This window comes from Actinokineospora fastidiosa (assembly GCF_014648415.1).
In the GTDB taxonomy this organism is placed as follows: domain Bacteria; phylum Actinomycetota; class Actinomycetes; order Mycobacteriales; family Pseudonocardiaceae; genus Actinokineospora; species Actinokineospora fastidiosa.
Map to the genome: position 1 here is coordinate 243,770 of NZ_BMRB01000006.1, position 17,383 is coordinate 261,152.

At 71.0% G+C, this 17,383-nt stretch carries 16 protein-coding genes; 9 read left to right on the forward strand and 7 right to left on the reverse strand.

All coding sequences use genetic code 11. From position 1 onward, the window contains the following. Window position 1: 1 nt before the first annotated feature. The 3 genes from IEY98_RS27305 to nucS all read right to left on the reverse strand — a co-directional run bounded on the left by IEY98_RS27305 (window position 2) and on the right by nucS (window position 2,691). On the reverse strand, window positions 2–283 hold the full coding sequence (locus IEY98_RS27305) for a hypothetical protein (protein WP_189213523.1): 282 nt from the start codon (window positions 281–283) through the stop codon (window positions 2–4). 10 nt (window positions 284–293) lie between these two features. Further along, window positions 294–1,967: a sodium:solute symporter family protein gene (locus IEY98_RS27310; protein ID WP_189213524.1), complete on the reverse strand. Its 1,674-nt coding sequence runs from the start codon at window positions 1,965–1,967 to the stop codon at window positions 294–296. A gap of 64 nt (window positions 1,968–2,031) precedes the next feature. After that, window positions 2,032–2,691, reverse strand: coding sequence for an endonuclease NucS (gene nucS / locus IEY98_RS27315; protein WP_189213525.1), 660 nt, complete (start codon window positions 2,689–2,691; stop codon window positions 2,032–2,034). 16 nt (window positions 2,692–2,707) lie between these two features. Between nucS and IEY98_RS27320 the strand changes: the two genes are divergently transcribed. Together IEY98_RS27320 and ggt are read left to right on the forward strand one after the other, a co-directional pair. After that, window positions 2,708–3,253, forward strand: a complete 546-nt coding sequence (locus tag IEY98_RS27320; RefSeq protein ID WP_189213526.1) for an NUDIX domain-containing protein — start codon at window positions 2,708–2,710, stop codon at window positions 3,251–3,253. 724 nt (window positions 3,254–3,977) lie between these two features. After that, window positions 3,978–5,750: a gamma-glutamyltransferase gene (gene ggt / locus IEY98_RS27325; protein ID WP_189213527.1), complete on the forward strand. Its 1,773-nt coding sequence runs from the start codon at window positions 3,978–3,980 to the stop codon at window positions 5,748–5,750. Between the two features lie 1,287 nt (window positions 5,751–7,037). Here the strand turns inward: ggt and IEY98_RS27330 are convergent. Then, the gene (locus IEY98_RS27330) at window positions 7,038–7,328 is read right to left on the reverse strand and encodes a hypothetical protein (protein WP_229787559.1); all 291 of its coding nucleotides are present in this window, start codon (window positions 7,326–7,328) and stop codon (window positions 7,038–7,040) included. Window positions 7,329–7,562: 234 nt separating this feature from the next. On the opposite strand from IEY98_RS27330, the gene IEY98_RS27335 reads away from it, so the two are divergent. The 7 genes from IEY98_RS27335 (at window position 7,563) to IEY98_RS27365 (ending at window position 14,922) form a co-directional block, all read left to right on the forward strand. Further along, the gene (locus tag IEY98_RS27335; RefSeq protein ID WP_189213529.1) at window positions 7,563–9,587 is read left to right on the forward strand and encodes an ethylmalonyl-CoA mutase; all 2,025 of its coding nucleotides are present in this window, start codon (window positions 7,563–7,565) and stop codon (window positions 9,585–9,587) included. Window positions 9,588–9,679: 92 nt separating this feature from the next. After that, window positions 9,680–10,561 carry an ectoine/hydroxyectoine ABC transporter substrate-binding protein EhuB gene (gene ehuB, locus IEY98_RS27340; protein ID WP_229787561.1) on the forward strand — a complete coding sequence of 294 codons (882 nt, stop codon included), beginning with the start codon at window positions 9,680–9,682 and terminating at the stop codon, window positions 10,559–10,561. 4 nt (window positions 10,562–10,565) lie between these two features. After that, window positions 10,566–11,252, forward strand: a complete 687-nt coding sequence (gene ehuC / locus IEY98_RS27345; protein ID WP_189213531.1) for an ectoine/hydroxyectoine ABC transporter permease subunit EhuC — start codon at window positions 10,566–10,568, stop codon at window positions 11,250–11,252. Further along, window positions 11,249–11,899 (forward strand): ectoine/hydroxyectoine ABC transporter permease subunit EhuD, encoded by a 651-nt coding sequence (ehuD, locus tag IEY98_RS27350; RefSeq protein WP_189213532.1) that lies wholly within the window; start codon window positions 11,249–11,251, stop codon window positions 11,897–11,899. Before ehuC ends, ehuD begins: the two co-directional genes overlap by 4 nt. Window positions 11,900–11,903: 4 nt before the next feature. Next, window positions 11,904–12,668, forward strand: a complete 765-nt coding sequence (ehuA, locus tag IEY98_RS27355; protein ID WP_189213533.1) for an ectoine/hydroxyectoine ABC transporter ATP-binding protein EhuA — start codon at window positions 11,904–11,906, stop codon at window positions 12,666–12,668. 187 nt (window positions 12,669–12,855) lie between these two features. Then, complete coding sequence (locus IEY98_RS27360; RefSeq protein WP_189213534.1) at window positions 12,856–14,052, forward strand: lipase family protein; 1,197 nt, start codon at window positions 12,856–12,858, stop codon at window positions 14,050–14,052. A 102-nt stretch (window positions 14,053–14,154) separates the two neighbouring features. Continuing rightward, window positions 14,155–14,922, forward strand: coding sequence for an enoyl-CoA hydratase-related protein (locus tag IEY98_RS27365; RefSeq protein WP_189213535.1), 768 nt, complete (start codon window positions 14,155–14,157; stop codon window positions 14,920–14,922). A gap of 69 nt (window positions 14,923–14,991) precedes the next feature. Here IEY98_RS27365 and IEY98_RS27370 read toward each other — a convergent pair whose 3' ends face one another. The 3 genes from IEY98_RS27370 to IEY98_RS27380 form a co-directional block, all read right to left on the reverse strand. Further along, window positions 14,992–16,470, reverse strand: a complete 1,479-nt coding sequence (locus IEY98_RS27370) for a chitinase (RefSeq protein WP_189213536.1) — start codon at window positions 16,468–16,470, stop codon at window positions 14,992–14,994. A gap of 155 nt (window positions 16,471–16,625) precedes the next feature. Then, the gene (locus IEY98_RS27375; RefSeq protein WP_189213537.1) at window positions 16,626–16,817 is read right to left on the reverse strand and encodes a hypothetical protein; all 192 of its coding nucleotides are present in this window, start codon (window positions 16,815–16,817) and stop codon (window positions 16,626–16,628) included. Beyond that, the gene (locus IEY98_RS27380; protein WP_229787563.1) at window positions 16,814–17,377 is read right to left on the reverse strand and encodes a hypothetical protein; all 564 of its coding nucleotides are present in this window, start codon (window positions 17,375–17,377) and stop codon (window positions 16,814–16,816) included. The genes IEY98_RS27375 and IEY98_RS27380 overlap by 4 nt, the downstream gene beginning before the upstream one ends. Window positions 17,378–17,383 lie beyond the last annotated feature (6 nt).

Sequence of the window (17,383 nt, forward strand, 5' to 3'; positions counted from 1 at the left end):
ATCACCCGGTCGGCTCCGCGGGCTCTGCGGACTCGGTGGGCTCTGTGGGTTCGGCGGGTTCGCTGGGGATCGCCAGCGGGCGCAGCCACTGCCACAGCGCGAACAGCGCCGCGGCGATCAGCATCCCCAGACCAACCCACAGGTTCACGTTGATCCCGCCCGCCTTGCGCAGGTCCTCCGCCGAGGTCGAGAACAGCCCCATGATCGTGAGGACCACTCCGTAGACGGCGAAGAGCAGGGCCAGGATGCCCCGCAGGTCGAACAGTCCGGCTTTCTTGGCCATGGGGTCCCCCTCACCAGAAGATGACGTTGAGCGCGGCGGTCAGGGCGAGCACGCCCACCGCGAGCACGGCGGGCCGCCGGTACCAGCCGCTCGCGTCGCCGTGGGTCTCCTTCCACTGGTCGCGCGGGGTCAGCGACCACACCAGGCCGACCAGTTCGCGGTCCGGTTTCGGCCGGGTCGCCAGCGAGACCGCCACGCTGACGGCGATGTCGACGACGAACGCGGTGATCGCGGCGATGAAGCTCGCGCCCTGCCCGGCGAGGTCCAGCACGCCCGCCCGGTTCAGCACGTCGATGGTGATCGCGGCCAGCGTGCCCGCGATCAGGCCGAGGCCGCCCGCGAGCGGCGTCATCCGCTTCCAGAACATGCCCAGGATGAACGTGGCGAACAGCGGGGCGTTGAAGAAGCTGAACAACGCCTGCAGGTAGTTCATGATGTTGTTGTAGCCAGCGGCGATGAACGCGGTGCCGATCGCGGCCAGGCAGCCGACGACGGTGACGATGCGGCCGACGCGCAGGTAGTAGTCGTCCGGCCTGTCCTTGCGGATATAGGACTGCCAGATGTCGTAGGTGAAGACGGTGTTGAACGAGCTGACGTTGGCCGCCATGCCCGCCATGAACGAGGCCAGCAGGCCGGTGATCGCGATGCCGAGCATGCCGTTGGGCAGCAGGTCGCGGATCAGCAGCATGATCGCGTCGTTGTAGTCGACCCCGGTGTTCTCCCCGGCCTTGTAGGCGGCCAGTTCGGGGGAGAGCACCGCGGCGATCATGCCCGGGATGATGATGATCAGCGCGATCAGCGTCTTCGGGTAGGCGCCGATCAGCGGCGTGCGCCGGGCCGCCGACATGGACTTGGCCGACATGGCCCGCTGCACCTCGGCGAAGTTCGTCGTCCAGTAGCCGAAGCTGAGCACGAAGCCGAGGCCGAAGACGATGCCGAGCACCGACAGCGTCGCGTCGCCGATGCCGGTCAGGTTCGTCGCGGGCCAGCTGCTGACCTGCGCCCCGGCGTCCCCGGCGATCTTGTCCACCAGCCCGTCCCACCCGCCGACGCGGTGCAGGCCGATGAACGTCAGCGGCAGCAGCATCGCCACGATGACGAAGAACTGCATGACCTCGTTGTAGACGGCCGCGCTCAGCCCGCCCAGCGACGTGTAGGCCAGCACGATCGCCGCGGCGACCACGACCGACAGCCACAGCGGCCAGCCGAGCAGCAGGTTGACCACCGTGCCGAGGGCGAAGAGGTTGATGCCCGCGATCAGCACCTGCGCCGTGGCGAAGCTGATCCCGTTGACCAGGTGGGCGAGGCGGCCGAACCGGCGCAGCAGGAACTCCGGGACGCTGCGCACCTTGGAGCCGTAGTAGAACGGCATCATCACCAGGCCGAGGAACACCATGGCCGGGATCGCGCCGATCCAGTAGTAGTGCACGGTCGGGATGCCGTACTGCGCGCCGTTGGCCGTCATCCCGAAGATCTCGACGGCGCCCAGGTTGGCCGAGATGAACGCCAGCCCGGTCACCCAGGCGGGCAGCGACCGTCCCGACAGGAAGAAGTCCAGGCTGCTCGACACCGACCGCCGCGCCATGTACCCGATCCCGAGCACGACGACGAAGTAGACCGCGAGCAGGGCGTAGTCCACCCAGCCCGCGTCCAGCCGCAGATCCGCCTGCGCGAGGACATCCATGCCCACCCTCCCGTGATCGGGCCAAGCATGGCGCGGTGGGCGCGCTCCCGCACGATGAGCGGGCTCAGAACAGCCGGAACTCGTCGGGCTCGATGCCGCGGAGGGCGTCGTAGTCGAGGGTGACGCAGCGGATGCCCCGGTCCTCGGCCAGCGTGCGGGCCTGGGGCTTGATCTGCTGGGCGGCGAACACCCCGCGGACGGGGGACAGCAGGGGGTCTCGGTTGAGCAGCTCCAGGTACCGGGTCAGCTGCTCGACGCCGTCGATCTCGCCCCGGCGTTTGATCTCGACGGCGACGGAGGCGCCGGACTGGTCGCGGCAGAGGATGTCGACCGGGCCGATCGCCGTCGGGTACTCGCGGCGGACGAGGGTGTAGCCGTCGCCGAGGGTGGTGATGTGCTCGGCGAGCAGTTCCTGCAGGTGGGCCTCGACACCGTCCTTGACCAGGCCGGGCTCGGGGCCGAGCTCGTGGGCGGAGTCGTGGCGGATCTCCTCGATGGTGATCACCAGCTTCTCCCCCGCCTTGTTCTGCACCGTCCACACGCCGCGGTCCTCGATGAGCCAGCACGGCGGCGTCATCCAGTTCAGCGGCTTGTAGGCGCGGTCGTCGGAGTGGACCGAGACGGAGCCGTCGGCCTTCACGAGGAGGAGTCGGTTGGCCATCGGCAGGTGGGCGGTCAGCCTGCCGACGTAGTCGACCTGGCACCGGGCGATCACGAGACGCACGCGGAGCAGGTTAACAATGAGCCCCGTGGAGTCTCTGGGCACTCGGCAGGTGTACGCGAATCAGTGGATGACGGTGCGGGAGGACGATGTGCGCCGCGCCGACGGCAGCGCGGGCATCTACGGCGTGGTCGACAAGCCCGACTACGCCCTGATCATCCCCCTCGACGGCGACCGCCTCATGTTGGTCGAGCAGTACCGCTACCCGCTGGGCGAGCGCCGCTGGGAGTTCCCCCAGGGCACCGCCCCGGACCGCGCGGACAGCCCGCCGGAGGAACTGGCCGCCCGCGAACTGCGCGAGGAGACCGGCCTGCGCGCTGGCGCGATCACCCGCATCGGCGGCCTCGACTGCGCCCCCGGCATGTCCAGCCAGCGCGGCCACGTCTTCCTGGCCACCGACCTGACCGAGGGCCCGCACGAACGCGAACCCGAGGAACAGGACATGCGCTGCGCCTGGTTCCCCCGCACGGACTTCGAGACCATGGTCCGCGCAGGCACGATCACCGACGCCCAGTCACTGGCCGCCTATGCGCTCCTGCTCCTGACCGAAGCCCAGCGGCGGTGAGGAGGCGGATCGCACTGAGGCGGCCATGTCCGGCGTCGGCCTGGCCGCCCGCGCACTCCTGCGCCTCACCGATCGAGCGGCTGCGGGGAGCCTGATCGGCACCCCACCCAGCCGGGCAATCAGGTCACCGCCGCCCGAGGCATAACCGGCGGCAAAGCAGGCGAGCTCGCACCACCTTGACCGCCCCTCCTGCCCCACCGAGCCTCAGCGGCCGCGAGGACCTCATCGACACCTCCACCCACCGTCGCGTCACCTCGGACGCGCTGAACCCCAGCGCAGCAGGCGAGTCTGGCCACCCTCCTACTCCCCACCGAAATTCCGCGGCGCGTGAAGGCTCACCCCGGAACCCCCGGTGCAGCGGGTGAACCTGTGCCCAGCGCAGCCCCTGCTTCTCAGCGAAGCTCGGCGGCCGTGAGGAGTCGGATCGACGCGTCGACCCAGGCGGTGGGGCGTCTGTGCCGCCCCAGGCTCGGCGGGCTCGGCGGCAGTGCGCTGGGTCTCGGTGCGCCGGCCTTCTGTGCGCCCGGTTGCGGTTGCTGCTGCGTCACCCCGTCGGTGGTCGTCCGGTAGCCCTTGCGGGTCTTCTCGGCGACCTGTTTTGTCCAGGAACGACTGTCACCGACAGGCGTGGAGTTATCCACAGGCCCGCGCCTTCCTGTGGCCCGAGCCACACGCGCCGGTCCAGGATGGAGGCACCGATACCGGACCAGGGAAGAGGCAAGAGATGCGAAAACCTCGCTCCACAGCGCTCGTGACGACCCTGCTCGTCGGCTGCGGGCTGGTCGCCGCGCCCGTGCAGGCGGCGGCGTCGACCCACTACGCCGTCGGGACCGGCGGGGCGGTCGTGTCCGACACCGCGGAGGCCACCGAGGCCGGGCTGCGCGTGCTGCGCGCGGGCGGCACCGCTGCCGACGCGGCCGTCGCCGTGGCCGCCACGCTCGGCGTCACCGACCCGATGATGGCGGGCCTGGGCGGCGGCGGGTACTGGGTGCACTACGACGCCCGCACCGGCCGCGTCTCCACCATCGATGGGCGGGAGACGACCCCGCGCGCCGGGCACGAACGCATGTTCGTCGATCCGGCGACGGGCCGGGCGTACCCGTTCTGGGACGCGGTGACCAGCGGGCTGTCCGTCGGCACGCCCGGCATGCTGGCCACCTGGGAGCGCGCCCTGCGCAAGTGGGGCCGGTTCGGCCTCGACGACGCGCTCCAGCCCGCCATCGAGGTCGCCGAGCGCGGCTGGCCGCTGACGCCCGTGCTGCGCCAGGAGATCGTGGACAACGAGCCCCGGTTCCGCCAGTTCAGCTCGACCGCGGAGCTGTTCCTGCCCGGCGGCAAGGTGCCCGCGGTGGGCACGATCATGCGCAACCCCGACCTGGCCGCCACCTACCGCGAGATCGCCCGCCACGGCACGCGCACGTTCTACGGCGGCGCCATCGGCCGCGACGTAGTCGACGCCGTGCAGCACCCGCCGCTGGCCCGCGACGCCACCATCGACCCGCCAGCGGGTCTGATGACGCTGAGCGACCTGCGGCACTACCGCACGATCGACCGCAAGCCGACGCACGTGAACTACCGCGGATACGACGTGTACGGGATGGCTCCGTCGTCCAGCGGCGGCATGACGGTGGGCATGGCGCTGAACACCCTGGAGCCGTTTGACCTCGGCTCGCTCGACCGGTCGCAGGCGCTGCACTACTACTTGGAGGCCAGCAAGCTCGCCTACGCCGACCGCAACCGCTACATCGGCGACCCGGCGTACGTCGCCGTGCCCCAGCGGGCGCTGCTGTCGGAGTCCTACGGCAAGTCCCGCTCGTGCCTGATCGACCCCATCCGCGTGCTCCCGGCCCCGGCCGCCCCCGGCAACCCGTACGGCGACCACGAGTGCGTCCCGCCGCCGCCCGGCACCGCGTCCAGCGAGAACGAGGCCCACACCAACCACTTCGTGGTGTCCGACGCCCGCGGCAACATCGTCTCCTACACGAACACGATCGAGCAGGTGGGCGGCAGCGGCATCGTCGTCCCCGGCCGCGGCTTCCTGCTCAACAACGAGCTGACCGACTTCAACTTCACCCCCACCCAGGGCGACGCCCCCGACCCCAACCTGGCCGCCCCCGGCAAGCGCCCCCGCTCCAGCATGTCCCCCACCATCGTCCTGCGCGACGGCAAGCCGTTCCTGGCCCTGGGCTCCCCCGGCGGCTCCACGATCATCACCACGGTCCTGCAGATCCTGGTCAACCGCATCGACTTCAACATGCCCCTGCGCGACGCCGTGGCCGCCCCCCGGGCCTCCCAACGCAACACCCCCACCACCGTCGCCGAGCCCGCCTTCATCGCCACCGCAGGCGACCTCACCGCCCTAGGCCACGTCTTCACCGCACAACCCACCATCGGCGCAGCCGCCGCCCTGGAGTTCACCCCCACCCAAACCCAAGCAGTAGGCGAACCCACCCGCCGAGGCGGAACCCATGCAGGAGTGGTAACCCCCCACCCCTAACCCAACTCCGGTGGTGGTCCGCCCTCCCCCCATGGACCACCACCGGCCCACCCCTCGCCCCACCAGCCCACTCGCACCCCAGGAGGCCACCGCCAGCCCATACCCCGACCCCGGCCCACAACACCCCCAAGCACTCCGCCCCACACCTCGGGCACTCGCCCCCACACCCCCGGCCCACCATGGCCGCGGCATTCCACTCCCGCCCCCAGCACCCCACTCCCCGGCCCACCACGGCCCCGGCACCCCATTCCCCCTGCCCGCCACGGCCAGCGTCCCACTCCCCGGCCCACCACGGCCCCGGCACCCCATTCCCCCTGCCCGCCACGGCCAGCGTCCCACTCCCCGGCCCACCACGGCCCCGGCATCCCATTCCCCCTGCCCGCCACGGCCAGCGTCCCACTCCCCGGCCCACCACGGCCCCGGCATCCCATTCCCCCTAACCGCCACGGCGGGCATCCCACTCCCCGGCCCCCAGCACCCCACTCCCCAGCCCACCACGGCACCCAGCACCCCGCCCACACCCCGGCCAATCCAGCCCAAGCCCATCCGCCGCAGCTCTCTCCCACCCTGGGATCACCGCCCCACCGCCCCCTCGGCCTCACCAGCCCACCCACTTCCCCAGGCCCCAGCAGCGGAGACGATCTCAGGGGTGCAAGTGGGCCGATGGGGGCGTGGCCTGGCGGTGGTCTCCCGGGGTGCGAGTAGGCCGGGACGCGCACCAGCCCGTTGGCTCGCGGTCCCATGGGTATGAGAGGGCTGGCGGCACTCGCCGGGAGTGCAAGTGGGCCTGTGGGACGCGGCTGGCAGCACACGCCGGGAGTGCAGGTGGGCCCGTAGGGCGCGGCTGGCGGTGCTCGCCGGAGCTGGTGCGACGTGGGCGGGCGGCGGCCTCCTGGGGTGCGAGGTGGGCGGGAGACGTGCGTCGGCCGCCTTGCTGGTCCGGGTGCCCGCGCGCGTCCTGGCTGGCCCGTTGGCGGGCAGTCCCACGGGTGCGAGAGAGCTGGCGGTGGTCGCCGGGGGTGAGGGTGGGCCGGTGGCTCTCGGGCCGGGAGGGCGGGGTCCTGGCGCTGAATCGCTCTCGTCGGTGTGCTGGTCCGGGGTGGTCGTGTCGGGGCGCTGGCGGGGTCCCGGATCTGCACGGGGACTGGCAGTGGTTTCTGCGTGTGGGAGTTGCCCCACTCACCCCTGCGGCCATCGCCAGTTCTCTCGCATCCCTGGGATCACCGGCGACCTGCTGACTCGGTCATCGAGCGCCGGCGGACCCGCCACGGCTCGCCCGAGACACGACTACGGCGTGTCGTCGAGCAGGGTGGTGATGGCGCGGTGTTCGTCGGCGGGGAAGACCATGATGCTGAGCGACTCGCCGTCCGGGGAGGGGACGGTGGTGGTTCGGACGCCTGCTAGGCGGAGGCGTTCGGAGACGACCTCGGCGGCGCGTTGGCTGGGGACCTTCGCCACCTCGCGCAGCATCCCGTAGTCGCGGTTGCGGTCTCCGGCGAACGCCCAGCGCAGGACCAGACCCAGTAGGCCGATGACGAGCAACGACACCAGGGTCAGATACGGGCCGGGCAGGTTCACAGACCCCATGATGCGCGTTCCGACCCCGGGAAGGGAGAGGGCGACACCCGTCCGACTGGGGGTCGCTCGCCCAGAGCACCTCACCGGGCGCGACCCGACGAGCGAAGTGGCGAGGCGGGGGGCGAGCGCCGATGCTGGAGGCGTCTCGACCGATCCTGTGAGCAATTGCACCGCTGGAGTCGCGTTACTGGCCAGTACGCTTCGCCGAAAGGGCGCGTAAACGGAGGTTAACCGGTGCCGTACCCCACTGATCGCGAGCGAGACCGTCCGTGGGTCATGCGGACCTATGCGGGCCACTCGTCGGCGCGGAAGTCCAACGAGCTGTACCGGCGGAACCTGGCCAAGGGGCAGACGGGGCTCTCCGTGGCCTTCGACCTGCCCACCCAGACCGGCTACGACCCGGACCACGAGCTCGCCCGGGGTGAGGTCGGCAAGGTCGGGGTGCCGGTCAGCCACATCGGCGACATGCGGACGCTGTTCGACGGCATCCCGCTGAACAGCGCCAACACCTCGATGACGATCAACGCGACCGCCATGTGGCTGTTGTCGCTCTACGTGACCGTCGCGCAGGAGCAGGCCGAGGCGGAGGGGCGCGACTGGCACGAGGTCGTCGCCACGCTGGCGGGCACCACCCAGAACGACATCATCAAGGAGTACCTGTCCCGGGGCACCTACGTCTTCCCGCCCGGCCCCAGCCTGCGGCTGATCACCGACATGGTGGCCTGGACCGTGGCGAACGTGCCCAAGTGGAACCCGATCAACATCTGCAGCTACCACCTGCAGGAGGTCGGCGCGACCCCGGTCCAGGAGGTCGCCTACTCCATGTGCACGGCCATCGCCGTGCTCGACGCGGTCAAGAACTCCGGGCAGGTGCCCGAGGAGCGCTTCGGCGAGGTCGTCGCGCGCATCTCCTTCTTCGTCAACGCGGGCGTCCGCTTCGTCGAGGAGATGTGCAAGATGCGGGCGTTCACCGAGCTGTGGGACGAGATCACCCGCGACCGCTACGGCATCGCCGACCCCAAGCAGCGCCGGTTCCGCTACGGCGTCCAGGTGAACTCCCTCGGCCTGACCGAGGCCCAGCCCGAGAACAACGTCCAGCGCATCGTGCTGGAGATGCTGGCCGTCTCGCTGTCGCGCAAGGCGCGCGCCCGCGCCATCCAGCTGCCCGCGTGGAACGAGGCGCTTGGCCTGCCCCGCCCGTGGGACCAGCAGTGGGCACTGCGCATGCAGCAGGTCCTCGCCTACGAGACCGACCTGCTGGAGTACGAGGACATCTTCGACGGCTCGCCGGTCATCCAGGCCAAAGTGGACGAGATCGTGCAGGGCGCGAAGGCCGAGATCGACCGCGTGCAGGCGATGGGCGGCGCGGTGGTCGCCGTCGAGAACGGCTACATGAAGACCCAGATGGTGTCCTCCCTCGCCGACCGCCGCAGGCGGATCGAGGCGGGCGAGGAGGTCATCGTCGGGGTCAACCGGTTCGAGAACACCGAGCCCAGCCCGCTGCAGTCCGGCGGCGTCAAGGCGATCGAGACCGTCGACCCGGTCGCCGAGCGCGAGGCCGTCGACGCGATCGCCGCGTGGCGGTCCGAAAGGGACGGTAACGCCGTCGCCGAATCCCTTGCCGCGCTGCGCGACGCCGCCAAGACCGACGCCAACCTGATGGACGCCACGCTGGCCTGCGCCCGCGCGGGCGTGACCACCGGCGAGTGGTCGGCCGCCCTGCGCGAGGTGTTCGGCGAATACCGCGCCCCCACGGGCGTCTCCGGCGTCTCGGCCTCCGGCGAGGCGGGCGCCGCGCTCGGCGAGGTGCGGGAGCGGGTCAAGGCCACCGGCGAGGAACTGGGCGAGCGGCTGCGCATGCTCGTCGGAAAGCCCGGCCTCGACGGGCATTCCAACGGCGCCGAGCAGATCGCGGTGCGCGCGCGGGACACCGGGTTCGAGGTCGTGTACCAGGGAATCCGGCTCACGGCCGATCAGATCGTGGCCGCCGCCGTGCAGGAAGGCGTGCACGTGGTGGGACTCTCGATCCTGTCCGGCTCGCACCTGGAGGCAGTTCCCGCGGTCGTCGAGGGGCTGCGCGCCGCGGGCGCGGGCGACATCCCCGTGGTGGTCGGGGGAATCGTGCCGCCGGACGACGCGAAGGTGTTGCTCGATCAGGGTGTCGCGCGCGTCTTCACGCCCAAGGACTACGAGATGACGCAGATCATGGCCGAGATCGTGACCGTCATCCGGGAGGCGAACGGCCTGGTCAACGCCTGATTTGTGCCGATTCGGTTGACCCGATCGGAGTATGCCGTTACGTTCGGTGCCCTCACACGGAACTGGCAGGCATGCACGAAAAGGGGCGAACGGTGGTCGATCAGGGCTGGACGCGGCGGGACTTCTTCCGGAGAACGGCGTTGGCGGGGGCCCTGACGGTACCGGCGCTCGCGGCGTGCAGCCAGGTCGCCGAGCCCGGCAACACGCTGGAGACCGCCCGCCAGAACGGGAAGATCCGGATCGGCATCGCCAACGAGGCGCCCTACGGCTACACCGACGCCAGCGGCCGGGTCACCGGCGAGGCGCCGGAGGTGGCCCGCGCGGTGTTCAAGGCGTTGGGGATTCCCGAGGTCGAGGCCGTCGCCAGCAAGTTCGACGGCCTGATCCCGGGGATCAACGCGCGCCAGTTCGACATGGTCGCCGCGGGCATGAACATCACGCCCGAGCGCTGCGGCCAGGTCGCGTTCTCCATCCCGGACTACACCGCGCTGACCGCGCTGCTCGTGCCGAAGGGCAACCCCAAGGGCGTCACCGACTTCGCGAGCGTCAAGGCCGAGGGCGTGTCCCTCGCGGTCCTCTCCGCAGCGGTGGAGAAGGGCTACGCCGAGGAGGCCGGGGTCACCGACATCCAGACCCTCGACAGCCAGGACACCCTGCTGCGCGCGGTCGCCGACGGCCGTGTCTACGCCGCCGCGCTGACCGACATCTCGCTGAAGGACCTGGTCAAGAAGAACGAGGGCGTGGCCGTCGAGGTCACCCCGGGCTTCGTGCCCACAAAGGACGGCCAGGAGGTCGTCTCGGCGGGCGGGTTCGTCTTCCGCAGCGGCGACACCGCGCTGCGCGACGCGTTCAACGCCGAGCTCAGGAAGCTGCACGAGAACGGCGAGTGGCTGCGCATCGTCGAGCCCTTCGGCTTCGGGGCGGACAACCTGCCCGGCCCCGAGCTGACGACCGAGAAGCTGTGCGCCGCCTGATCTCGTGTCCGACAACCACTCGCGCATAGTCGAGGTCCTGTTCCAAGGGCTGCCGTTCACGGTGGTGGCCACGCTGGGCGGTATCGCGCTGACGATCGTGCTGTCGCTGATCGCCGGGCTGGCGATGCTGTCGCGCTCGCGCGTGGTGCGCGGGATCAGCCGCACCTACGTCGAGATCTTCCGCGGCACGTCCGAGGTCGTCCAGCTGTTCTGGCTGTTCTACGCGCTGCCGATCCTGCTCGGCTTCCAGCTGGTGCCGCTGTTCGCAGGCGTGCTGGTGCTGGGGCTCAACCACGGCGCCTACGGCGCGGAGATCGTCCGCGGCGCCGTCCAGTCGGTGCCGAAGGCGCAGGTCGAGGGCGCGGTGGCGCTCAACTTCAGCCCTGCCCAGCGCATGCGCCGGGTGGTGCTGCCGCAAGCGCTTGTGGAGATGGTTCCGCCGTTCAACAACCTGTTCATCCAGCTGTTGAAGGGCACCGCCCTGCTGTCGTTCATCCAGGTCCAGGAGATCACCCAGCGCGGCCAGTCGCTGGTGCCGAACTTCGGCCCGGACCTGGCCTTCATCTACGGCGTCGAGCTGGTCATGTACCTGGTGCTGGCCCTGGTGATCACCCTGGTCATGCGGTTGCTGGAGCGGCTGACCGCCCGCCGGGTGGGCCGGACCCCGATGAAGGTGGGGACCACGGCATGAACTGGGACTGGGAGTTCGTCGCGGGCGCGATGCCCGGGATCCTGCGCGGCCTGCTGACCACGCTGGAGATCACCGTCCTCGGCTCGCTGGTGGCCTACGCGCTGGGCCTGGTGTTCGCGCTGGTCCGCCGCGTGCCCAAGGTGGGCGTGGTGATGCAGGCGTTCATCGAGTTCGTCCGCAGCACGCCGCTGCTGGTGCAGATCTTCGCGGTCTACTTCCTGTTCCCGTCGGCGATCGGCGTGCGGATGTCGCCGTTCGTCACGGGCGTCGTGGTCATCGGCATCCACTACGCCTGCTACACCGCCGAGGTGTACCGGGCGGGCATCGACGCGGTCCCGAAGGGACAGTGGGAGGCGGCGACGGCGCTGAGCCTGCCCAAGCGTCGCGTGTGGACGTCGGTGGTGCTGCCGCAGGCGGTGCCGCGCGTGGTGCCCGCGCTGGGCAACTACACGATCTCGATGTTCAAGGAGACGCCGCTGCTGCTGGCGATCGGCGTGTTCGACCTGGTCAACGCGGCCAAGGAGGAAGGCGCGTACGCCTACAAGTACGTCGAGGTCTACACCATCGCGGGCCTGCTGTTCCTGCTGCTGAGCTACCCCGCGTCCCTGCTGGTGAGGAAACTGGAGCGCCGTGTCGCACACACCTGAGCCGATGGTCCGTTTCGACGGCGTGGTCAAGCGCTTCGGCGACAACGTCGTGCTGGACCAGCTGGACTTCACCGTCGCCCCCGGCGAGTTCGTGACGCTGATCGGGCCGAGCGGGTCGGGGAAGACGACGATCCTGCGGCTGCTGATGACGCTGGAGCGGGTCAGCGAGGGCGTCATCACCGTCGGCGGGGAGCCGCTGTCGCACATGCGGCGCGGCGACCGGCTCGTGCCCGCCGACGACAAGCACCTGGCCGCCGCCCGGCGGCGGATCGGCATGGTGTTCCAGCAGTTCAACCTGTTCCCGAACATGAGCGTGCTGCGCAACATCACCGAGGCCCCGGTGCACGTGCTGGGCCTGTCCCCCGCCGAGGCCGAGGCCCGCGCGCGGGACCTGCTGGAGCTGGTCGGCCTCGGCGACCGCTGCGACGAGCACCCCTCCCGGCTCTCCGGCGGCCAGCAGCAGCGCGTGGCGATCGCGCGGGCGCTGGCGATGCGCCCGGACGTGCTGCTGCTCGACGAGGTGACCTCGGCGCTGGACCCGGAGCTGGTGGCGGGCGTGCTCGACCTGCTCGGCGACATCGCGCGCACCACCGACATCACCTTCCTGTGCGTGACCCACGAGATGGGCTTCGCCCGGCAGGTGTCCGACCGGGTGATGATGTTCGACCACGGCCGGGTCATCGAGGACGCCCCGCCCGAGCAGCTGTTCACCGACCCGCGCGAGCCGAGGACCCGGGAGTTCCTGCAGGCGGTCCTCGACCGGTCCTGAGCGACAACCGCGGTTGTCCCCGGCGACAACCGGCATTGACACCGGCGGGCGGGACAGGTCACTGTGACCGAGCTAATGCTACTGCTCGGTAGCCTTCGGTACCGTAACCAGGGAGTTCACAGTGGCACTTCCTCGGGCACACCACGCTCGGGCACACCACGCTCGGGCACACCGCGCTCGGCTGGGCATGCTCGCGCTGGCCACGGCCGTCGCCGCGGGCGTCGTGGCCGCGCCCGTCGCCGCGGCAGGCTCGTTCTACGACCCGCCCGCGACCCTGCCCGCCCGCGACGGCGACGTCATCCGCGCCGAGCCCGCCGACTTCTACCTCGACCCGCTGAAGCTGCTGAAGGTCGACGCCGAGGTCAACCGGGTCATGTACCGCACCACCGACCGCGACGGCTCCCCGATCGCGATCACCGGCACGGTGATCACCCCGCGCGGGGAGTGGAAGGGCGCGGGCGAGCGCCCGGTCATCGGCTACGCCGTCGGCACCCAGGGCCTCGGCGACCACTGCGCGCCGTCGCGGCAGCTGGCGATGGGCAGCGAGTACGAGGGCCCCTTCCTGCAGGGCCTGCTCCTGCGCGGCTACGGCGTGGCGATCACCGACTACGAGGGCCTGGGCACGCCCGGCGTCCACACCTACGTCAACCGCGTCGTCTCCGGCCGCGCCGTCCTGGACTCGATCCGCGCAGCGCAGCGCCTGCCCGATGCGGACCTGCCCGACAACGGCCCGGTCGCCATCGCGGGCTACTCCCAGGGCGGCGGCGCCGCGGCCGCAGCGGCCGAGCTGGCCGCCGACTACGCCCCGGAGCTCAAGCTCAAGGGGGTCGCCGCCAGCGCCATCCCCGCCGACCTGCAGAAGGTCGGCGTCAACCTCGACGGCGGGCTGTACGCGGCCTTCCTCGGCTACGCGGCGGTCGGGCTGTCCGCTGGTTACGGCATCGACATGGACCCGTTCCTCAACGACCGGGGCCGAGCCCTGTTCGCCGAACTCGAGGACCACTGCACGATCCAGGCCGTCGGCAGGTACGCCTTCACCCGCTCGGCGTCGCTGACCGCCGACGGCGAGCCGCTGACCGACCTCCTCGAGGACAACCCGCAGTTCAAGGCGATGGTCGACGAGCAGCTGATGGGCCGCGTCAAGCCGTCGGTCCCGGTGTTCGTCTCCCACAGCAGGCTCGACGACGTCATCCCGTACGGCGTGGGCAAGAAGGTCGTCCTCGACTGGTGCGGCAAGGGCGCGCGGGTCAAGTTCGACCCCAACCTCGCGCCCACCCACGTCGGCGGCGCCGTCGCCGCCTACCCGGCCACCTTCGCCTGGCTGGAGGGCCGCTTCGCCGGTCTCCCGGCTCCGAACAACTGCTGGGCCGCCCCGATCCTCTAGCGGCCGTCCGGGTGGAGGAGTGGTTCGCCGACGGCGATCACTCCTCCCCCATGCGTACGCAGGTGATGGGCGATTCGCCGATCAAGCGATACGGTCGAGCGCATGTACCAGCACATCCTGGTCGACCGCACCGACGACACCGTCCGCATCACCATGAACCGGCCGTCGCGGCGCAACGCGTTGTCCGCCGACCACCTCGCCGAGTTGCTCGACGCCTTCCAGCAGGCGGGCGAGTCCGACGCCACCGGGGTCGTCGTCGGCGGCGCAGGGCCGGTCTTCTCCGCGGGGCACGACTTCGCCGACGTGGCCGCGCGCGACCAGGTCGGCGTCCGCGACCTCCTGCGGCTGTGCACCGAGGTCATGCGGACCATCCAGGACATCCCGCAGATCGTCATCGCGCGGGTCCACGGCCTGGCCACGGCCGCGGGCTGCCAGCTCGTCGCGTCCTGCGACCTGGCCGTCGCCGCGCGGAGCGCCGGGTTCGCGCTGCCCGGCGGCAAGGGCGGCTGGTTCTGCCACACCCCCGCCGTCCCCGTGGCCCGCGCCGTGGGGCGCAAGCGCCTGATGGAGCTCGCCCTCACCGGCGACCCGATCGACGCCGCGACCGCCGCCGACTGGGGCCTGGTCAACCGGGTCGTCCCGGACGCCGACCTCGACGCCGCCGTCGACGAGCTGCTGCGCCGCGCCACCCGGGGCAGCCGGGCCAGCAAGGCGCTCGGCAAGCGCACCCTCTACGCCCAGCTCGACCGGCCCGAGGACGACGCCTACGACATCGCGCTCGACGTCATGGCCGAGGCCGCCCAGCTGCCGGGCGCCAAGGAGGGCATGGCCGCCTTCCTGGAGAAGCGCGCGCCGGTCTGGCCGGACTAGAACACCCAGGGACGTGCGCGGCGGACGCCCTCGCACCGCCGCGCACGTCCCCCGGGACCGCCTCTTCTCTTACGGCAGGGTGTCCAGGTGCGCGGCCACCGAGTTGGCGAACGCGTACCCGTTGGAGGCGTCCCAGTTGATCGACCACGTCATCGCCCCGCGCAGCGAGGGATAGGTGGTCGATGGGCGGAAGGCGCCGCAGTTGGTGCCCTTGGTCAGGCAGTCCAGCGCGCGGTTGACGTTGGCGGGCGACTGGTAGCCCCCGCCCGCGGCGCGCGTCGAGGACGGCAGGCCGAGGCCGACCTGGTCGGGGCGCAGGCCGTTCTGCAGCTGGATGCAGGCCAGCGCGGTCAGGAAGTCGACCGAGCCCTGGGCGTAGACGCCCTGGTCGCAGCCCATCATCGTGCCCGAGTTGTAGTACTGCATGTTCACGATCGTCAGGATGTCCTTGACCGCGAGCGCGAGCTGGAAGTAGCCGCCCTGGGTGGACTGCATGTCGATCGTCTGCGGGGCCATCGTGATGATCCGGCCGCCCGCGGCGTGGATCTGGCGCAGCGCCGGGGCCATGTAGGTCGGCTGGATGCCGTTCTCCAGGTCGATGTCGACGCCGTCGAAGCCGTACTCGTTGATCAGCGCGATGACGGAGTTGGCGAACGCCGTGGCCGCCGAGGACGAGCCGACCCAGATCGTGCCCTTCTCGCCGCCGACGGAGATGATCACCTTCTGCCCGCGCGCCTGGGCGGCGCGGATGTCGGCCTTGAACTGCGCGTCGGTGTAGCCGCCGAGCTTGCTCGCCAGGGTGGGGTCGAGGGTGAAGTCGACCGCGCCCTGCACGCCGGGCACGGCGTCGGCGAAGGACACGGCGATGATGTCGTAGGTCGTCGGCACGTCGGAGATCTTCAGCACCCGCGCGCCGTTGTCGAAGTTGTGCCAGTAGCCGGTGAGCACGTGCCGGGGCAGGCCCGTCGGCGGCACCGGGGTGGTCGTCGTCGTGGTGGTTGTGGTGGTCGTCGTCGACGTGGTCGGCGTCGTCGGCGTGGTGGTGGGCGGGTTGCCGGGGCCGTCGAGGCTGATGTCGTCGGCGAGGTAGGCGGGCTGGCCGTACCAGCCGTGCACGTACACGGTCACCTGGCGGGTCGAGGCGCCCGCGGTGAACGAGGTCGTCAGCTGGGTCCAGGCCGTCGACGCCGTCCAGGTGCTGACGTCGGTCGTGCCGGTGCCGGACGCGCCGAGGTAGGTGTAGGAGCCCTTGACCCACGCGGTCAGGGTGTAGCGCTGGCCGGGCTGGACGGTGACGGACTGGGAGCAGCGGGCGTTGTCCTGCCCGCCGGGGGCCGCGCTGACCGCGTAGCTCCCGCTCTTCTTGTCCGCCGAGGTGGCCGACGCCGAGCCCGAACAGGTCCATCCGGTGAGGTTCCCGGTCTCGAACCCGGGGTTGACGAGCAGGTTGGCCGCGGCGGCGCTGCCGGAGAACGACAGCACCAGCCCGGCGCACACCGTCAGCGCGGCGACCAGTGCGGCGAGCGCCCGCTTGGCTTGGGACGTCATGGCTTGCCTCCAGAGGGCATGCAGGGTGCCCTCAAAATGGACTAGACCATTGCGCGGTGTCAAGCCATCCGGGCGAATCGCCCCAACCCGGTCCCGGGTCGATTACCTCGAGGAACGAGGCAACGGCGCGGTCCGCCGCCCTGGACCACCCCCGGTCACGACGCGCGCTTGCGGCTGGACCACAGCAGGGCGAGCCCGACGACGAGCATCGCCACGCTCACCGGCACCTGCAGCGCCTCGGGCACCACGTGCCGCTGGATGAACCAGCTGCGCGAGCCGTCGAGCACCGCGGAGACGCCCCCGCCCACCGCCTGGACGCACACCAGGATCCCCAGCACTTCCCTCACGCGGACACCTTCCTCCGGTCGAGCAGCTTCCACAGTGGACCGAGAACGAACCACACCCCGATGAGCAGCTCCAGCCGGGGCAGGCAGTCGCGCCAGAGCGCCTCCGTGCGGTCCGGCGTGCCGACGACGTAGGACAGGAACAGGATCGCCGCGGCGGCGATCGCGCACGCCGCAACGCACTTCCCCCACTCGCGCCACTCGTGGGCCAGCCGCACCGGGCCGGACTTGGGCACCTTCCTCGGCGGCGGCCCGCCTGCGAAGCGGTGCGCCACCCGCGCGTCCGCCCAGCGGATCAGGCCGGGTCCGAACACGACGCTGAACCCGAGGTAGATCGTGCCCAGCGCGTGCTGGAGCCCCGCCTCGCCGCCCCCGCCGATGTCGACGGCCGCGGCCACGAGCAGCACGACGTCGAGCACCGGCGTGCAGAGCAGCAGCACGACGCTGGTCCTGCGCCACTTGAGCACGTACCGGGCGAGCAGGCCCGCGCCCAGCACCACCCAGAAGCCGACCTCGCACGCCGCGATGAGCGCGACCATGCGGTTCTCCGCGATCCATTCCACGCTCCC

Coding starts and splice junctions, on each gene's coding strand:
- IEY98_RS27320 (WP_189213526.1), top strand. CDS start 2,708: ATGAGCCCCGTGGAGTCTCTGGGCACTCGGCAGGTGTACGCGAATCAG.
- IEY98_RS27310 (WP_189213524.1), bottom strand. CDS start 1,967: ATGGATGTCCTCGCGCAGGCGGATCTGCGGCTGGACGCGGGCTGGGTG.
- IEY98_RS27370 (WP_189213536.1), bottom strand. CDS start 16,470: ATGACGTCCCAAGCCAAGCGGGCGCTCGCCGCACTGGTCGCCGCGCTG.
- IEY98_RS27305 (WP_189213523.1), bottom strand. CDS start 283: ATGGCCAAGAAAGCCGGACTGTTCGACCTGCGGGGCATCCTGGCCCTG.
- IEY98_RS27365 (WP_189213535.1), top strand. CDS start 14,155: ATGTACCAGCACATCCTGGTCGACCGCACCGACGACACCGTCCGCATC.
- IEY98_RS27360 (WP_189213534.1), top strand. CDS start 12,856: ATGCTCGCGCTGGCCACGGCCGTCGCCGCGGGCGTCGTGGCCGCGCCC.
- ggt (WP_189213527.1), top strand. CDS start 3,978: ATGCGAAAACCTCGCTCCACAGCGCTCGTGACGACCCTGCTCGTCGGC.
- ehuD (WP_189213532.1), top strand. CDS start 11,249: ATGAACTGGGACTGGGAGTTCGTCGCGGGCGCGATGCCCGGGATCCTG.
- ehuA (WP_189213533.1), top strand. CDS start 11,904: ATGGTCCGTTTCGACGGCGTGGTCAAGCGCTTCGGCGACAACGTCGTG.